Origin of the sequence: Sulfitobacter sp. AS59 (genome assembly GCF_038899995.1) — a bacterium.
Lineage (GTDB): Bacteria > Pseudomonadota > Alphaproteobacteria > Rhodobacterales > Rhodobacteraceae > Sulfitobacter.
On record NZ_JBBMQK010000004.1, the window covers coordinates 390,196 to 408,466 of the forward strand.

Here is an 18,271-nt window from a genome sequence, read left to right on the forward strand (position 1 = left end):
GCGGGCTTAGCCGCCGGATTGAGATGCTTTCGCCTCTAACCACAGCAGAACGCCTTGCACTGAGCTGTCGAGCGACACACGTGCCTGATTTATTGTGGCAACATATTTGGAAAGAAGCGGCTGAAGCTGGGGAACCGCCGATGAAATCTGTGCGGCGAAGATGTAGATAAGCAAAAGCAGCGCTGCCAATATGATAACCAAGGCGAAACCGCGCTTGAACCCGCTTTGACCTTTTGAACCCGCACCCATGGTCGTGTCTTCCAGGTCGGGGTCCGCCGAGCGGCGCTCGTTTCCGGTGCGCAGTGTCGAATTGATTTCCTCGATATCAGGCAAAAGATTGCGCCGTGACGCAGTCATCGCGGCACTTGGTGTCGCTACGGGTTCGCTCGGCGTGGCATCACCGCGCAAGCGTGCTGTGCGTTCTTTGGCCAAGCGGGCGCGTTCATCCGCGTCGGGTTCATCGGGTGTATCATCAAGACCAAGATCGGGTTGGCTTTCCAGCACTTCAGCCTGCTTGCTTTGCCGGGCCAGTTTTTCGGCTTCGGCTTCTTGCCGCAAGATGTCGGCGACCGACGGGTCCAACTGTTTGCGCGTTGGCGTTGGCTTCGCCGGCGGCGCGGCTGGTGGCGGTGTGGCTGTTTCCTCGTCCGGGGTTGGCGCGGGGTCGCCCAACTCTCCGGGGGTGTCGTCTGGTTCATAATCAGGGTGATGCTGGAACCAAGTTTGCCCACAGTTAGAGCATTGCACGTCGCGCCCCGAGGTGGGCATGACGTCATCGGGCACTTCGTATTGCGCATCACAATTGGGACAGATCAATCTCATGTCGCGTCCGTACCCATTGAAAACTCCATCGTTTGCACGTGCTTGCCACCATATGGCCTAGAAAACCGCAGTAAAAGTGCAATCTTCGTCGGGTGGGGTGTTCGGGCGCATTGAAACCCATGCGGTGCTGAGGCACAACAGTCCAAACGAAATGGGATATGCCTGTGATCGAATTTGAAAACGTGGCCTATAGTTACGGCGGAGGCGAGCTTTTGTCCGATATCTCGGTCAAGCTGGCACCGGGTTCGTTTCACTTTCTGACGGGGCCGTCGGGGGCGGGCAAGACCACCTTGATGAAACTGTGCTATGGTGCACTGCTGCCAACGGCCGGCCATGTGACATTGTTTGGCAGGGATGCACGCAGCCTTGACCGCGATGATATCGCGATGATGCGCCGCCGCGTGGGGGTCGTACATCAAGATTGCCAGTTCCTGAACCATATGTCGGTCGCTGAAAATATCGGCTTGCCGTTAACGGTGTCCGGCCGGCACGCCGAAACCGGCGGCGATGACCTGTCAGAGCTGCTGGCCTGGGTTGGCCTTTCCAATCGTGCCGACGCGCTGCCGCCTGAATTGTCCGGCGGGGAACGGCAGCGCGCCGCATTGGCGCGTGCGGTGATCATGTCGCCGGATGTGGTGCTGGCGGACGAGCCGACCGGCAACGTCGATTGGGAAATGTCACAACGCTTGCTAAGGCTGCTGATCGAACTGAACAAGATGGGCAAAACCGTGTTGATCGCGACCCATGACCTGGGCCTGATCCGCGCCACCAAGGCGCATGTGCAAGCCCGCGTTTTGCGCATCGCCAACCGGCGCATTCAACTGGCGGGGGCGGATTTGTGAACATGTTTCGATTTGCCATCGCAGCCCTTTGGACAGGGGACCGGCAAGCGGACCGCGTGGTGCCGCCCTCGGGGTTCACGGCGCAACTGACCTTGTTTGCGGCGGGAACGATGGCGTTTCTGGCTGTCTTTGCGCTGGCGCTTTCACTGGCGTCGGGCCGCTTGGCCACGATCTGGGGGCAGGAATTGGCGCGCACGGCAACGATCAGGGTGGTGGCCCCCGTAGATCAACGTGCCGCCCAAACCGAAGCAGCCCTGCGTATTCTTGAAACGACCAAGGGCGTCGCCTCTGCCCGTGCGTTAACGGACGCTGAACAACAGGCGCTGCTGGCCCCATGGTTCGGGGCAGAGCTGGCGATTGACGCATTGCCGGTCCCGCGCCTGATCGAGATTGTTGAGGATAACGAAGGGCTGGACCCCGAAGGCTTGCGCCTGCGGTTGGCTGCTGAGGTGCCGGGGGCCATTCTAGACGATCACAACCGCTGGCGCGCGCCGCTGGTTCAAGCCGCATCGCGGTTGAAACTGCTGGGGTGGATATCGACAATCCTGATCACAGCCACATTGGCGGCGATGGTGACGCTGGCCGCGAATGCGGCGCTGTCGGCGAATGCGCAGGTGATCGCGGTGCTGCGGCTGGTCGGGGCCACCGACAGCTATATCGCCCAAGCCTTTATTCGCCGTTTCACCTTTCGCGCCCTGTCAGGGGCCGCCGCAGGGACGGTGCTGGGGATGCTGGCCATGTTGCTGCTGCCCAGCACAGAGGACGTCGGCGGATTTTTGACGGGGCTAGGCTTTCAGGGGCGGCATTGGCTGGTCCCGCTGTTGATCCCGTTTCTGGCCGGGGCTGTTGCCTTTGCCGCCACGGGTGCCGCCGCCAAACGCACGCTAAAGGAACTTGCTTGATGCTCCAATGGATACGATCGCTGGCGTTTGTCGCAATATCCACAATCGCCATGCCAATTTTTGGGCTGGTCTATGCGCCGTGGGCCATGTTTTCGCTGCGCGGTGCCTATGTCTGCTGCAAAAGCTATTCCCGTTTCATCATGTGGCTCGCCGAACATCTGGTCGGCATGCGTTGCGAAGTGCGCGGCACGCCCCCTGTTGATGGGGTCCTGATTGCCGCAAAACATCAATCGTTCCTAGATATCATGATGATCTTTCAGGCGGTGCCGCTTGGTAAATTCATTATGAAAAAGGAAATCCTCTGGACGCCAGTGATCGGGCAATACGCAAAACGGATGAAGATGTACGCCGTTGACCGTGGCAAGCGCGGCGCGGCAGTGGCGAAAATGCTTGAGGACGTCAAAGCAGGCCACGTCGAGGCGGGACAGTTGATTATCTATTCCCAAGGCACACGCGTGGCACCGGGCGTGTCTGCCCCCTATAAAAAGGGAACAGCAGCCTTGTACGAACAGATGGGGCAAACCTGTGTGCCCGTTGCCACAAACGTCGGATATTTCTGGCCACGTCGGGGGCTGTACCGTCGCCCGGGTGTGGCGGTGGTCGAGTTTCTGGATCCGATCCCAGCAGGCCTGCCGCGCGACGCGTTCATGTCCCGCCTTGAACAGACAGTCGAAGCACGGTCGGACGCCTTGTTGGCCGAAGCAAAGTCCGGCGCGGGGAGGGTTTAACCCTCCCGACCTTGCGGGTGATGCTGAAATAGAACTGTTTGGCAGGTTGATTGGCAGAATTACGATAAAGAAACACCTACCCACTCCCCCATTATCATAAAGCTTTCATAAAACTGTCGGTGGAGTGAAACCCTCTGCCTGAATGGTCTCGTCTGTAGAAATCATTCAGGAGTCGCAGTTTATGCCACGTATTTCCTTCACCCGCCGTCAGGCTCTCTTGGGCTCCGCCGCTCTTGGGGCTTCGTTGTCTATGCCGTCCCTTTCGCGCGCGCAGTCGCGTCCTGTTATTACCCACGGCGTGATGTCCGGCGATGTTGCCCATGACGGCGCGATGATCTGGAGCCGTGCTGACCGCGAGGCCAAGATGCTTGTGGAATGGGCCACGACCGAGAGCATGTCAGACGCGCAGGCTGTCCCCGCCTTGGCCGTTGGTGCCCCATCGGATTACACAGGCAAGTTGGCGTTGACGGGGCTGCCCAGCGATCAGGATATCTTTTACCGTGTGACAATGACCGATCTGGCAGATGGCACCATGTCAGAGCCGACATTGGGCAAATTCCGGACCGCCCCGATGGGCAACCGCGATGTCAGTTTTGTCTGGTCGGGCGACACCGCCGGGCAAGGTTGGGGTATCGACGAGGATCGCGGCGGCATGACCACCTATGCCACGATGCTGGGCCACATGCCTGACTTTTTCCTGCATTCCGGCGACACGGTCTATGCCGATGGCCCCCTCAAGGAAGAGGTGGAGCTGGAAGATGGGACAATCTGGAAGAACATCGTCACGCCCGCCAAAAGCAAGGTGGCCGAAACCCTCGACGAATTCCGGGGCCAGCACCTGTACAACTACATGGATCGCAATGTTCAGGCGTTCAATGCAGCGGTACCGATGATTTCGCAATGGGATGACCATGAGGTGACAAACAACTGGTACCCGAACGAGGTGCTTGCCAGCGACGACCGCTATGCGGTCAAGTCGATGCAGACGCTTTCGGCGCGCGCGGCCCATGCGTTTCACGAGATGATGCCAACGCGGCAAAATCTGGCTGAACCGATGCGGGTGTACCGCAAGGTGTCCTATGGTCCGCTTCTGGATATTTTTGTGATCGACATGCGCACCTATCGGGGTGACAACACCGCCAATACCGAAGCAGAGGGCACGCCGTTTCTGGGTGCAGAGCAACTGGCATGGCTCAAGCGCGAAATGGTGAACTCCACCGCGACCTGGAAGGTGATCGCGTCAGATATGCCGATCGGGATGATGGTGCGCGACGGCGATACGAATATGGAGAATGGGGCGAATGGTGACGGTCCGGCGCTGGGGCGCGAGAAAGACATCGCGGCTGTGCTGTCCTTTATCAAGGCTGCGGAAATCGCGAACACTGTCTGGCTGACCGCAGACGTGCATTACACGGCGGCGCATCACTACTCGCCGGATCGTGCCGTGTTTCAGGAGTTCGAGCCCTTTTGGGAATTCGTGTCTGGCCCGCTGCATGCTGGCACCTTTGGCCCGTCCAGCTATGACAACACCTTTGGCCCCGAAGTACGCTTTGCCAAGCATCCCGAAGAAGGCAAAGCCAACCTGCCGCCAAGCGACGGTTTGCAGTTTTTTGGCAAGGTCGACATTGCCGCCGACACGGGCGTGATGACCGTGCGCCTGATGGACAGCGCAGATGTCGAGCTGTGGTCGGTCGAGCTGGAACCAAAAACAGTCTGAACGATCAATCAACGGGGGCGGCTGCGACAGGCCGCCCCTTCTTTGATTCCAAAGGAGAGGTGCATTCTGCGACGGGTATTGTGAGCTGTATAGACGCTTGCGGGACTACGATCCGGCAAGCGTTCAAGTATATGTTAGAAGGTTTGGATTGACTTCTTCGCCGTACGAAATAAATAGGCGTTTAGTAAGCTTGGCTTAGTATATAGCGTTGTATTTTCAAACGCTGTTTCTGACCTGCCAACTATATTTTGCCGCAAGGCGCTATACTCAACCCAAGTTTGTCATCCGCAACGTCTGACGGGACCATCAAACCATGCATTCGATCCACCCCTTCCGGCGCTTGCCGTTGCTTTGCCTTACGCTTGCTGCCCTCGCATTTCCCGCGGCGGCCCAACAGCAAGGGCGCCCACCGCCCGCGGTCACCGTCGTAACGGTTCAACCGCAAGACGTGACCCTGACGACAACCCTGCCCGGACGCGTTGTGGCCTCTGCCACGGCAGAAGTCCGCCCGCAGGTCGCGGGGATCGTCACCGAACGTCTGTTCCAAGAAGGCGGATCGGTCGAGGCGGGAGATGTGCTTTATAAGATTGACCCTGCGAGCTACGAGGCCGCTGTCGCGCAAGCGGATGCAGCGGTGGCGCAAGCGCAGGCGCAGTTGAACGCTGCTGAGAAAGAGGAAGTTCGGCAACAGGAACTGGCCTCGCGCAATGTTGCCAGCACCGCCTCGCTTGATAGTGCCGTCGCCGCGCGTGATGTGGCGCGGGCCGGTCTTCAGGCCGCACAGGCACAGCGCCACGCGACCCAGATCGAGCTTGACCGGACCGAGATTACAGCCCGTCTATCAGGTGAAATCGGGCGTTCCTTGGCCAGCCAAGGTGCATTGGTGACTGCCAGTCAGGCCAGCCCGATGGCCGTAATCCGCAACATCGACACGGTGTATGTGGACGTGACCCAATCCGCCGCCGAGATGCTTGAATGGCGTCGCGGCAATATGGGTGAACGGCTGGGCGACAGCATGGCCCGTGTCAGTCTGACGCTCGCCGATGGCAGCCTGTATGACCAGACCGGCACGCTGACTGCTGCGGAACCTGACGTGGATGAACAGACCGGGGTCGTGGTGCTGCGGATGTCGTTCGACAATCCCGGCAAGCTGCTGCTGCCCGGCATGTATGTGCAGGTCGAAATGCCGACCCGCACTGCGCAGGGCGTGTTTGTCATTCCCCAAGAAGCCGTAAGCCGCAACCGGCGCGGACAGCCCGTTGCGATGGTGGTGGGCGATGACAATGTCGTCGAGACACGCCAGTTGACTGTTCTACAGGACATGGGCAGCGACTGGGTGGTGAGTGAGGGGCTGAACGCGGGCGACAGGATTGTGACCGTGGGCCTGCAAAAAGCCAGCCCCGGCGCGATAGTAACGCCCGAGGAACAGACATCGGCAGCAGTCGATCCGTCCGATACCAAAACCGAATAATTCAGAACCGGAATATCCATGGCCCGCTTTTTCATCGACCGCCCGATTTTTGCATGGGTCATCGCGATTTTCATTATGGGCATCGGGGTGCTTTCCATTCTGTCGCTTCCCGTGGCGCAATATCCGCAGATCGCGCCGCCAACCGTTTCGGTCAACGCCGTCTATCCCGGTGCGTCGGCTGATACGGTGGCAAATACCGTCACGCAGGTCATTGAACAGCAGATGACCGGGCTGGACGGGCTGCGCTATATTTCATCCAGCTCGACGTCGTCTGGCAGCGCCAGTGTGACCCTGACATTCGAAACAGGCACTGATCCGGACATCGCCCAAGTCCAAGTGCAAAACAAACTGGCGCAAGCCACCGCGCTGCTGCCCGAAACGGTACAGCGGCAAGGTGTGACGGTTCAGAAATCGTCGGCTGGGTTCTTGATGGTGATCTCGCTGATCTCCGAAGACGGAAATCTGGACGCGACGGACCTTGGCGATTATCTGTCCACCAACCTTGTGAACGAGCTGAGCCGGGTTGAGGGCGTTGGCAGCGTGCGCGTTTTCGGCGCGCAATACGCCATGCGCATCTGGCTTGACCCGGCCAAACTGGCCGCGTTCGAGCTGACACCCTCGGATGTCGTTGCCGCTGTATCTGCCGAGAACGCACAAATCTCTGCCGGTGCCTTTGGATCGCGTCCCTCTGTCGACGGGCAACAGCTTTCCGCGACGATCACTGCGCAATCATTGTTGCGTACGCCCGAGGATTTCCGCCAGATCGTACTGCGCGCAGAAACCGATGGCGGGTTGGTGTTGGTCAATGATGTCGCCCGTGTCGAGATTGGTGCCGAAAGCTATGCCACCGTGTCGCGCTATAACCGCAACCCGTCGACGGGGATGGCGATCAGTCTGGCACCGGGGGCCAACGCGCTGGACACTGCCAATGCCGTTGAAAGCCGGATGGAAGAGCTGGCAGCGTTTTTCCCCGAAGGTGTGACCTATGTCGTGCCCTTCGACACGACGCCTTTTGTCACAATCTCGATCGAAGAGGTGATCAAGACGCTGATCGAGGCGATCATCCTCGTCTTCCTTGTGATGTATCTGTTCCTGCAAAATTTCCGCGCAACGTTGATCCCCACGCTGGCGGTGCCGGTTGTTTTGCTGGGCACATTCGGCGTGATGGCCGTGCTTGGGTTTTCGATCAACACGTTGACGATGCTTGCGATGGTGTTGGCCATCGGTCTTCTGGTGGATGACGCGATTGTTGTGGTCGAAAACGTCGAACGGATTATGGAGCAAGAAGGCCTTGGCCCGGTCGAGGCGACGCGCAAATCGATGGACCAGATCACTGGCGCGCTGATCGGTATCGCGGTTGTACTCTCTGCCGTGTTTGTGCCGGTGGCGTTTTTTCCCGGCTCAACCGGTGTGATTTACAAGCAGTTTGCCGTCACGATTATTTCGGCTATGTCGCTATCGGTCGTGGTGGCGCTGACGCTAACGCCCGCGCTTTGTGCGACATTGCTTAAGGCGAAAAAGCACGATGAAAAACGCGGACCGTTCAAATGGTTCAACACCGGATTTGACAAGCTGCGTGGCGGCTATGCCGGTCTTGTCGGGGGTATCGTACGGCATCCGTTTATCAGTGGTGTCCTTTATCTTGCGATCATTGCGGCCATGGGCGCGCTGTTCCTGCGCACGCCCCAAGGGTTTCTGCCGGACGAGGATCAGGGCATTCTCTTTACCCTCATTCAAACCCCTACGGGGGCCACAGCCGAACGCACGCTCGAAGTCGTCAAACAGGTCGAGGATTATTACCTGAACCAAGAAAGCGACATGGTTCAATCCGTCTTTGGCGTTGTCGGGTTTAGTTTTGCGGGGCAAGGTCAGAACCTTGGTCTGGCCTTTGTCCGGCTCAAGGACTGGGATGAACGCACCGCGCCGAACCTCAGCGTACAAGCGCTGGCGGGTCGTGCGTTTGGTGCCTTTAGCCAGATCAAGGATGCGCAAGTGTTCCCCGTTGTGCCACCTTCGGTGATCGAACTTGGCAACGTGTCCGGTTTTGATTTCTACCTTCAGGCGCGAGGCGGACAGACCCACGAACAGCTTTTGGATGCGCGCAATCAACTGCTTGGTGCCGCAGCGCAAAGCCCGCTGATCGCCTCGCTCCGCCCCAGCGGGCTTGAGGATGCAGCGCAGTTCAACCTTGATATCGACTGGCGCCGCGCCGGTGCCATGGGGGTGACGGCCAGCGATGTCGGCAACCTGCTGACCATCGCGTGGGCGGGCCGCTATGTGAATGATTTCATAGACGAGGGGCGGATCAAACGCGTCTATGTCCAAGGCGAGGCTGACGCCCGCGCATTGCCGTCCGACCTGAAAAAATGGCGGGTGCGGAATGCGAGCGGCGGGTTGGTTCCCTTCTCGAACTTCACCGAGGCGAATTGGACTTTCGGCCCCCAAGGCGTGAACCGCTATAACGGTGTTCCGGCAATGCAGTTGCAAGGGACTGCCGCCCCCGGCACCAGCACCGGCGAAGGGCTGGCCGAACTGATGCGGCTTGCCCAAGATTTGCCACCGGGTTTTGTGATCGCACCGACAGGTTTGTCGCTTGAGGAGCAAGAATCCGGCAATCAGGCGCCGTTGCTTTATGCCCTGTCGCTGGCCGCGATTTTCCTGTCATTGGCCGCGCTTTATGAAAGCTGGTCGATCCCCTTTGCCGTCATGCTCGCCATGCCAATTGGGGTGCTCGGGGCCTTGTCAGGTGCCTATTTCGGTGGGTTTGAGAACGGTGTCTTTTTTCAGGTCGGCCTGCTGACAGTGATCGGCCTGACCGGTAAAAACGCGATCCTGATCGTGGAGTTTGCCCGTGACCGACGCGAAGAGGGCGAAAGCATCATTAACGCTGCGCTCGACGCTGCAAAACAACGGTTCCGCCCGATCATCATGACGTCTATGGCGTTCTCGCTGGGTGTATTGCCGCTTGTCCTAAGCAGCGGTGCCGGTTCTGGCGGTCGCACAGCCATCGGCAGCGGCGTGCTTTCGGGCACCATCGCGGCAACCGTGCTGGGCGTGTTGTTCGTGCCGTTCTTCTTTGTGATGATCGCACGAATGACGCGGAATAGGGATGCGAAGAAGGTTGACGCGAAGGGGTAGCTCTTAAGGGCGCTCGACGCTGTTTCCGAGAAAAGCGGCAGACCCTTGGGGCAGTGCCGCCTACGCCATCATCTTTATACGCAGGATCTCTAGCCCCTGAGCCAACAAATCCTGTGCTGCTTCGGCGCTGTCAGCCTCCGCGTAAAACCGCAGCTCCGGCGCATTGCCGGAGGGGCGCAGATGCACGATGCGGTTGCCAGCGCAGATCATCCGCAAGCCGTCGGTGCGATTAACCGCAATCTCGGTCAGGGCAAACTGCTTCAGGAACGCCGCGCGGGCATCGTCGTCGGTGCTCAGCTCAGCGATAAAGGCTTGGGCCGTTTCGGTGGCGACACCCTGCAAGCGATCCGCCGCGGTAAAGCGCGCGGGTTGGGCGGCGACGGCGGCGGCTAGGCTACCCGCCGCCTTGGCCGCGACCAAGCTGGCGAGAATAGGCAGCACAGCATCGCGGGTCATAAGAGCTGGCAGCGGGCCAGCAGGGCCCTGCGCATCATAGCCCAAAAGAAAGCCGCCGTTTGCCTCGTACCCCACAACGTGCCCCTTGGCGCTTTCCATGCCTGCAATGACAAACGGCGATCCGATTTTGGTGCGGATAACGGTGTCGAACACCTGCTCTGCCCCCGAGTTCGACGATACAGGTGTGACAGCAATCTGCGCACCCAGAGCCGTACCCGTTATCTGCCCGAGCAGGTCTCCCGGCACGACATTGCCCATCGCATCTGCGACCAGCGGCCGGTCGCCATCCCCATCGGTGGACACGATTGCATCCAGCGGGTGGTTGCTGGCCCAATTGCGCAGTTGCCCACGCACGTCCTCGGGCACAGCTTCGGTATCCACGGGCACGAAATGCGTGGAACGGCCAAGCTCGGTGATCTGCGCACCCAGTTGGGTCAGCAGGTTAATCATCAAATCGCGCCCAACGGCGGAGTGGCTGTAAACCCCGATGCACATCCCCGTCAGCGCTGTTCCATAGGCTCTTTTGTAGCGGGCGATATAGTCGGCTTCTGCGGTGGTATCTGTCACGGTCTCGGGGCCGTTTTGGGTGGGGCCCGCATCAAGATTGGCCAGAATTGCGGCCTCATGCGCCTTGGTGATCTCGCCCTCGGGGGTATAGAATTTGATCCCGTTCCGATCGTCCGGAATGTGGCTGCCAGTCACCATCACCGCAGCACAACCCGCGTTCATCGACGCCAAGGCCAAGGCAGGCGTTGGCACAGCCCCCGCATCCGTAACCTGTACCCCCATCTCGCGGGCGGCATTTGCGACCATCCTAGATATCGCCGGTGAAGACCCCCGCAAATCCCGCCCGATCCAGATACCATTCCCCAGAGGGCAGGCCGCGATGAAAGCCCTGACATGCGCACCGATAAGATCAGACGTAAGTTCAGTTACAAGCCCGCGCAGGCCGCTGGTTCCGAATTTAGGGGGCATGGCGGGGTCCTTTGGTTTGCTAGGTTGCTTGCTATTGAAAAGAAGGGCGAAGGTATAATGTGCGAACGGCAAATTCTTTATATCGGGAGATTGCCACAATTAGCTCAAATAGCCATAACTGACTGCCAACTGTGCCAAGGTTAGCTTTGCCTCGGTGAATCTGAGGCAATATTATAAATGAATTATACGCCGGCAAGAAGAATGCTACATCACCCACTGCACTAAAATGCCGGAGTCTTTGCCGCCTGGCACGCGGGCGATTTTCAGATTTTTAGGGGAGGTGGGGCGTGAACCCCACCTAAGAAATCACATGTGGATCGCGCCGGCACCACAAGCCAATGCCGCTTCGCGGACGGCCTCGGAATAGGTCGGGTGGGCGTGGCATGTCATTGCCAGATCTTCGGCGGATGCGCCGAATTCCATTGCGACGCACACCTCGTGGATCAGATCGCCAGCGGCTGGACCGATAATATGCGCACCCAAAATGCGGTCGGTTTCCTTGTCCGCGATAATTTTGACAAAGCCATCACCGGCAAAGACGGCCTTGGCCCGTGCGTTGCCCATGAAGCTGAACTTGCCGACCTTATAGGCGCGGCCCGCTTCCTTGAGCTGCTCTTCGGTGGCACCGACATTGGCAACCTCGGGGTGGGTATAGATCACGCCGGGGATCACGCCGTAGTTCACGTGCCCGTGCTTGCCCGCCACAACCTCTGCCACAGCCATGCCTTCGTCTTCGGCCTTGTGGGCCAGCATCGGACCCTCGATCACGTCACCGATCGCGTAGATGCCGTTGACCGAGGTCTGCCAATGATCGTTAACCGCGATCTGGCCGCGCTTTGTCCGCTCGACGCCCAAACCATCAAGGTCCAGACCGTCATAGAACGGCTTGCGGCCTGTGGCGACCAGAACGACGTCGGCATCGAGCGTGTGTTCGCTGTCATCCTTGCGCAGTTTATAGGTGACCTTGGCCTTGGTTTTCGTGGCGTCGGTACGTTGCACCGCAGCACCCATAACGAAATTGATGCCCTGCTTTTTCAGCAGTTTCATAAACTGTTTTTGAACTTCGCCGTCCATGCCGGGCGTAATCGCATCCAGATATTCGACAACAGTGACTTCGGACCCCAGCCGCGCGTAGACGGAGCCAAGCTCGAGCCCGATCACGCCGGCGCCAATCACGACCAGCTTCTTAGGCACCTTGTTCAGGGTCAGCGCACCGGTTGATGTTACGACGACTTTCTCGTCCACTTCAACGCCGGGCAAGGACGCTGGCTCTGATCCGGTTGCGATGATGATGTTTTTGGCTTCGTGGATGTCGTCACCGACTTTGACCTTGCCCGGCTCTGGGATAGTGGCCCAGCCTTTGATCCAGTCGATTTTGTTCTTTTTGAACAGAAACTCGATGCCCTTGGTGTTGGTGTCGACGGTTTTCTGCTTGTAGGCCAGCATCTGGTTCCAGTCGACCGAGGGGCTTTTGCCTTTGAGGCCCATTTCAGCAAAGTTATGTTCGGCCTCGTGCAGCATATGGGTGGCATGCAGCATCGCCTTGGAAGGGATACAGCCCACGTTCAGGCAGGTCCCGCCAAGGGTTTCGCGGCCTTCGACACAGGCTGTCTTGAGGCCCAATTGGGCGCAACGAATGGCGGATACATAGCCGCCGGGGCCGGAGCCGATGATGATGACATCGTAGCTGGACATGGAAGGTCTCCTTGGTAGGTCGGGCGATTATTTGTTTCAGGCGAGGTGCCGGTTTAGAAGTAAGCTAGGGGGCGCTGCCCCCGTGCGCAAGCGCACGCCCCCGGGATTTATGGCCATTTGGAAAGTCAGAAGAGCGCTGCAATCAGCATAAGAACAGTTGCGATAAAGCCCATCAGCCAGATGAGCGAGCGGCCCGGGCGCAGCCCGTAGGCGTAGGCGGGGATATAGGCGATGCGGGCGGCCAGAAATACCCATGCGAGAAGGGCAGTATAGGGGGTGCTTTGATCTGTGGTCTGGATGACCAGTGCTGCAATGCCGAACAGGATCAGAGCCTCGAACATGTTGTTCATGGCGCGACCCAAGCGAGCCGTCCGGTCGGACATTTGGCGTGTCGGTTCGCGGTCACGGGCGGATAGGGTGTAGCCCATCCCCAATTCGAGATTGGCGGGGATGGCATAGATGACAAAGGTCACCACCTGCAGCAGTGCTGCGAGAATGAGAACGGTAAGTTCAGGTCCCATCGCAGCATCCAGCCTTATAGCGCGAGAAAGTACAAAACAGCGGTGGCGGCAAACCCGGCCAGCCACACGAGGGTGCGCACTGCGGGGATGCCAAAGGCATAGACCGGCAGATAGATGATGCGGGCGATTAGAAACACCTGAGCCGCCAGAAGGCTGGCGGAGCTCGTACGGTCAAGCACCACCAGAATTAGGATCGCAGGGGCGAAAAGTGCCATTGCGGTAATGGAGTTGGCCAAGGCCCGTTCGAGCCGTGCGGTCATACCGCTGACGGTTCGCGTTTCATCGCGCGACGAAATTAGATACCCAAGGCTAAGCTGCTGCATGCCGCCCAGAACCTGTAGCAGAATGGTCAGCAAAACCAGCAGGCCGTAGGCGGCGAGTATTGTTGTTTCTGTCATGGTCGACCCCTTTTTTGATTTAGGCGCGGGCGATGTGCCCGCGCGCCGATTATTTACAGATCCATCAGCAGACGACGTGGATCTTCCAAAGCCTCTTTCACCCGGACAAGGAAGGTTACAGCGCCTTTGCCGTCGACGATGCGGTGATCATAGCTGAGCGCCAGATACATCATCGGGCGGATCACAACCTGGCCGTTGATTGCCATTGGGCGGTCCTGGATTTTGTGCATGCCAAGGATACCCGACTGTGGCGGGTTCAGGATCGGCGAGGACATCAGCGAGCCGTAAACACCGCCGTTGGAGATGGTGAAGGTGCCGCCTTGCATTTCGGCCATCGACAGTTTGCCATCGCGGGCTTTGGCCCCCATTTCGCCAATCGATTTTTCGATGGTGGCAAAGGACATGTCTTGGGCGTCTTTGATTACAGGGACCACAAGGCCCGTTGGCGTGCCAGCCGCGATGCCCATGTTGACGTAGTTTTTGTACACAACATCGGTGCCGTCGATTTCGGCGTTCACTTCGGGCACTTCATGCAGGGCGTGAATGCAGGCCTTGGTGAAGAAGGACATGAAGCCCAGCTTTACGCCATGCTTTTTCAGGAACAGGTCTTTGTACTCATTCCGCAGGGCCATAATCTCGGTCATGTCGACCTCGTTATAGGTGGTCAGCATAGCTGCGGTGTTCTGGCTGTCCTTCAGACGCTTGGCGATGGTTTGACGCAGACGGGTCATTTTCACCCGTTCTTCGCGTACCGCATCTTGTGGGGCAGAAGGCGCGCGCGGCGCGGCTGCCGGTGCTGGTTTCGCAGCGGAGGTTCCGGCGGCAACGGCCTTGGCAACGTCTTCTTTCATGACGCGGCCATCACGGCCTGTGCCAGTGACCTGATCGCGGGTGATACCGGCCTCTGTCATCGCCTTTTTCGCAGAAGGTGCATCTTCGATATCGCCGGAAGCGGGGGCTGCGGATGGTGCTGCCGGGGTATCAGTCTTTGGTGCAGGTGCGGGTGCGGCGGTGCCGGCCCCTTGGGCGATGACGGCAAGCTTGCCGTTGGCTTCGACCGTGGCACCCTCTTCGAACAGGATTTCGGTCAGGGTGCCTGCGGCGGGGGCTGGCACTTCGACGCTGACCTTGTCGGTTTCCAGCTCGCACAGCATTTCGTCGGCCTCGACCGTATCGCCGACTTTCTTGAACCATGTGCTGATTGTTGCTTCGGTCACGGATTCACCAAGGGTGGGGACCATGACATCAATGGCATCACCACCAGTGGCTGGTGCTTCGACCTTGGCGGTCGCGGCGGGCTTGTCTTGCTTGGCGGCGGGCTTTTCGCCGCCTTCAGAGATATTGGCAAGCAGGGCATCGACGCCAACGGTTTCACCTTCGGCGGCGACGATATCGGCAAGGGTACCTGCAATCGGACTGGGCACTTCGACGGTGACCTTGTCGGTTTCCAGCTCGCACAGCATTTCGTCAACCTCGACATGATCGCCGGGTTTCTTGAACCATGTTGCCACGGTCGCTTCGGTAACGGATTCACCCAGTGTCGGGACGCGTACTTCGCTTGTCATGGTTGTTTTCCTTCGATGGTCAGCGCTTCGTCAACGAGGGCTGCTTGTTGTGCTTTGTGTTGTGAGGCCAGACCCGTTGCGGGCGACGCCGATGTGGCGCGACCGACGTAAACGGGGCGGGTGTGCGTGGCCTTGATCCGGCCCAGTACCCATTCGATATTGGGTTCGATAAAGGTCCAAGCGCCTTGATTTTTGGGTTCTTCCTGACACCACACCATTTCAGCATTCTTGAACCGTTCAAGTTCCTTAACCGCGGATTGTGCGGGGAAGGGATAGAACTGTTCAAAGCGGAGCAGGTAGACGTCGTTGATGCCGCGGGCGTCGCGTTCTTCCAGCAGGTCGTAATACACCTTGCCCGAACACATGACGACGCGCTTGATCTTGTCATCGGCCACCAGCTGGGTGTCCGAGTTGCCTTGCTGCGCATCATCCCACAACACGCGGTGGAAGCTGGAGCCTGTCGTAAACTCCTCGGCCTTGCTGACGGCCATTTTGTGGCGCAGCAGTGATTTCGGGGTCATCAACATCAGCGGCTTGCGATAGCTGCGGTGCAACTGGCGGCGCAGCAGGTGGAAGTAGTTTGCAGGCGTGGTGCAGTTGGCCACGATCCAGTTGTCGCCACCGCACATGGTCAGGAACCGTTCCAAACGTGCGGAGGAGTGTTCTGGACCTTGCCCTTCATAGCCATGCGGCATCAGGCAAACGAGGCCGGACATGCGCAGCCATTTGCTTTCGCCCGAGCTGATGAACTGATCGAACATGATCTGCGCGCCATTGGCGAAATCGCCGAACTGCGCTTCCCACAGGGTCAGAGCGTTGGGTTCGGCCAGCGAATAGCCGTATTCAAAGCCCAGAACCGCGTATTCGGACAGCATCGAATCGATAACCTCGTATTCGGCCTGACCTTCGCGAATGTGGTTCAGCGGATAATAGCGGTCTTCGTTTTCTTGGTTAATCAGGGCCGAATGTCGCTGAGAGAATGTACCACGTGCGGAATCTTGGCCAGAAAGGCGTACCTTGTATCCTTCGGTCAAGAGCGAGCCAAAAGCCAAGGCTTCGGCGGTGGCCCAGTCGAAACCGGAACCGGATTTGAACATCTCGGCCTTGGCGTCCAGCAACCGGTTAACGGTTTTATGCATCGGGAAATTGTCAGGCGCAGTTGTCAGCGCTTTGCCGACCTCTGCCATGGTATCCTTGGCGATGGCGGTTTTGCCGCGCTGGTATTTCTTTTCCTTTGCCTTATCCAAATGGGACCACTTACCATCCAGCCAGTCGGCTTTGTTGGGGCGGTATTCTTTGCCGGCCTCGAATTCCGTGTTCAGCTTCTCTTGGAACGCGGCTTTCATGTCCTCGATCTCGCCCTCGGGGATCAATCCATCTTTGACAAGGCGATCTGTATAAAGCGTCAGAGTTGTCTTTTGCTTTTTGATCTTTTTGTACATCACCGGGTTGGTAAACATCGGCTCGTCGCCTTCGTTGTGACCAAAGCGGCGGTAGCAGATGATATCCAGCACTACGTCTTTGTGGAACTTCTGGCGGAATTCAGTTGCAACACGTGCGGCGTGAACGACGGCTTCTGGATCGTCGCCGTTTACGTGGAAAATAGGGGCCTCAACCACCAGTGCGTTGTCTGTGGGATAGGGGCTGGAACGGCTGAAATGCGGCGCGGTGGTAAACCCGATCTGGTTATTCACGACGATATGCATGGTGCCACCGGTGCGGTGGCCCCGCAGACCGGACAGCGCGAAACATTCAGCAACAACGCCCTGACCCGCAAAGGCCGCATCGCCGTGCAGAAGGATCGGCATGACCGAGCTGCGTTCTTTGTCGTTCAATTGGTCTTGCTTGGCGCGGACTTTACCCAGAACAACCGGGTTCACGGCTTCAAGGTGGGACGGGTTGGCGGTCAGCGACAAGTGAACGGTGTTGCCGTCGAATTCGCGGTCCGAGGACGCGCCAAGGTGATATTTCACATCGCCTGAGCCATCAACATCTTCGGGCTTAAAGCTGCCGCCTTGGAATTCGTTGAAAATCGCGCGGTAAGGTTTCTGCATAACATTGGCCAGAACCGACAAACGGCCCCGGTGCGGCATACCGATCACGATATCCTGTACGCCCAGCTGGCCACCGCGTTTGATCACCTGCTCCATCGCGGGGATCAGGGATTCACCACCGTCCAGACCAAAGCGTTTTGTGCCCATGTATTTAACGTGCAGGAACTTCTCAAAGCCTTCCGCCTCGACCAGCTTGTTCAAAATCGCCTTGCGGCCATTCTTGGTGAACTGGATTTCCTTGCCGTACCCTTCGATCCGCTCTTTGAGCCAAGCGGCTTCTTCTGGGTTGGAAATATGCATGTATTGCAGGGCAAATGTGCCGCAATAGGTGCTTTTCACGATGTCGACGATCTGCTTCATCGTGGCGATTTGCAGGCCCAGAACATTGTCGATGAAAATCGGGCGGTCCATGTCTTCGGGGCCGAAGCCATAGGCGGAGGGGTCCAGCTCGGGATGGCTGGTGTGTTCGCGCATGCCCAGCGGATCAAGGTCGGCGGCAAGGTGGCCGCGAATGCGGTAGGCGCGGATCAGCATCAAGGCGCGGATGCTATCCAGCACGGCACGTTGCACTTGCGCGTCAGACAGCTCGATCCCTTTGGCGGCGGCTTTTTCGGTGATCTTCTGACCGGCGGCTTTCGTCTCAACGGGGGCAGGCCATTGGCCTGTCAACGCGGCGGTTAAATCATCTTGCGGCATGGGCGGCCAATCGTTGCGCGCCCACGAGGGGCCTGCCGCCTCGGCCTTTACGTCTGCGTCATCATCATCCATCGCCCGGAAAAACGCCTGCCACGCCTGATCCACAGCATTGGGATCATCGGCATACCGCGCATACATCGCCTCGAGGTAGGTGCTGTTCTGCCCTTCCAAAAAGGAAGAATCGTGGAACTGTTCGTTTTGCGGTTGTTCGGTCATGGCGATACCTCTGATGAGAGCGCTACGTTTGTATGGAGGAGGTCAGGCAGGGAATGCCCCGCCTGACCAAACGGG

At 58.6% G+C, this 18,271-nt stretch carries 13 protein-coding genes; 6 read left to right on the top strand and 7 right to left on the bottom strand.

Translation table 11 applies throughout. The features are described 5' to 3' along the window. Positions 1-6 precede the first annotated feature (6 nt). Complete coding sequence (locus tag WNY39_RS12015; protein WP_342845760.1) at positions 7-822, bottom strand: zinc-ribbon domain-containing protein; 816 nt, start codon at positions 820-822, stop codon at positions 7-9. A gap of 164 nt (positions 823-986) precedes the next feature. Between WNY39_RS12015 and WNY39_RS12020 the strand changes: the two genes are divergently transcribed. From WNY39_RS12020 to WNY39_RS12045, 6 genes are all read left to right on the top strand, one after another. Next, the gene (locus WNY39_RS12020) at positions 987-1,664 is read left to right on the top strand and encodes an ATP-binding cassette domain-containing protein (protein WP_342845845.1); all 678 of its coding nucleotides are present in this window, start codon (positions 987-989) and stop codon (positions 1,662-1,664) included. 2 nt (positions 1,665-1,666) lie between these two features. Next, positions 1,667-2,566: an FtsX-like permease family protein gene (locus WNY39_RS12025; RefSeq protein ID WP_342845761.1), complete on the top strand. Its 900-nt coding sequence runs from the start codon at positions 1,667-1,669 to the stop codon at positions 2,564-2,566. Continuing rightward, positions 2,566-3,294: a lysophospholipid acyltransferase family protein gene (locus WNY39_RS12030; RefSeq protein ID WP_342845762.1), complete on the top strand. Its 729-nt coding sequence runs from the start codon at positions 2,566-2,568 to the stop codon at positions 3,292-3,294. The genes WNY39_RS12025 and WNY39_RS12030 overlap by 1 nt, the downstream gene beginning before the upstream one ends. Positions 3,295-3,475: 181 nt before the next feature. Next, complete coding sequence (locus WNY39_RS12035; RefSeq protein WP_342845763.1) at positions 3,476-5,011, top strand: alkaline phosphatase D family protein; 1,536 nt, start codon at positions 3,476-3,478, stop codon at positions 5,009-5,011. A gap of 313 nt (positions 5,012-5,324) precedes the next feature. Continuing rightward, positions 5,325-6,482, top strand: coding sequence for an efflux RND transporter periplasmic adaptor subunit (locus WNY39_RS12040; protein ID WP_342845764.1), 1,158 nt, complete (start codon positions 5,325-5,327; stop codon positions 6,480-6,482). Between the two features lie 18 nt (positions 6,483-6,500). Then, positions 6,501-9,620 carry an efflux RND transporter permease subunit gene (locus tag WNY39_RS12045; RefSeq protein ID WP_342845765.1) on the top strand — a complete coding sequence of 1,040 codons (3,120 nt, stop codon included), beginning with the start codon at positions 6,501-6,503 and terminating at the stop codon, positions 9,618-9,620. 60 nt (positions 9,621-9,680) lie between these two features. On the opposite strand, the gene WNY39_RS12050 is transcribed toward WNY39_RS12045, so the two are convergent. From WNY39_RS12050 to WNY39_RS12075, 6 genes are all read right to left on the bottom strand, one after another. After that, positions 9,681-11,051 (bottom strand): phosphomannomutase, encoded by a 1,371-nt coding sequence (locus tag WNY39_RS12050; protein WP_342845766.1) that lies wholly within the window; start codon positions 11,049-11,051, stop codon positions 9,681-9,683. 306 nt (positions 11,052-11,357) lie between these two features. Beyond that, the gene (lpdA, locus tag WNY39_RS12055; protein WP_342845767.1) at positions 11,358-12,746 is read right to left on the bottom strand and encodes a dihydrolipoyl dehydrogenase; all 1,389 of its coding nucleotides are present in this window, start codon (positions 12,744-12,746) and stop codon (positions 11,358-11,360) included. Between the two features lie 125 nt (positions 12,747-12,871). Continuing rightward, a complete protein-coding gene (locus WNY39_RS12060; RefSeq protein WP_342845768.1) occupies positions 12,872-13,267 on the bottom strand; it encodes an MAPEG family protein in 396 nt (131 codons plus the stop codon). 14 nt (positions 13,268-13,281) lie between these two features. Then, complete coding sequence (locus WNY39_RS12065) at positions 13,282-13,665, bottom strand: MAPEG family protein (protein WP_342845769.1); 384 nt, start codon at positions 13,663-13,665, stop codon at positions 13,282-13,284. Positions 13,666-13,718: 53 nt separating this feature from the next. Beyond that, on the bottom strand, positions 13,719-15,230 hold the full coding sequence (gene odhB, locus WNY39_RS12070; RefSeq protein ID WP_342845770.1) for a 2-oxoglutarate dehydrogenase complex dihydrolipoyllysine-residue succinyltransferase: 1,512 nt from the start codon (positions 15,228-15,230) through the stop codon (positions 13,719-13,721). Then, on the bottom strand, positions 15,227-18,196 hold the full coding sequence (locus WNY39_RS12075) for a 2-oxoglutarate dehydrogenase E1 component (protein ID WP_342845771.1): 2,970 nt from the start codon (positions 18,194-18,196) through the stop codon (positions 15,227-15,229). Before WNY39_RS12075 ends, odhB begins: the two co-directional genes overlap by 4 nt. Positions 18,197-18,271: the final 75 nt, after the last annotated feature.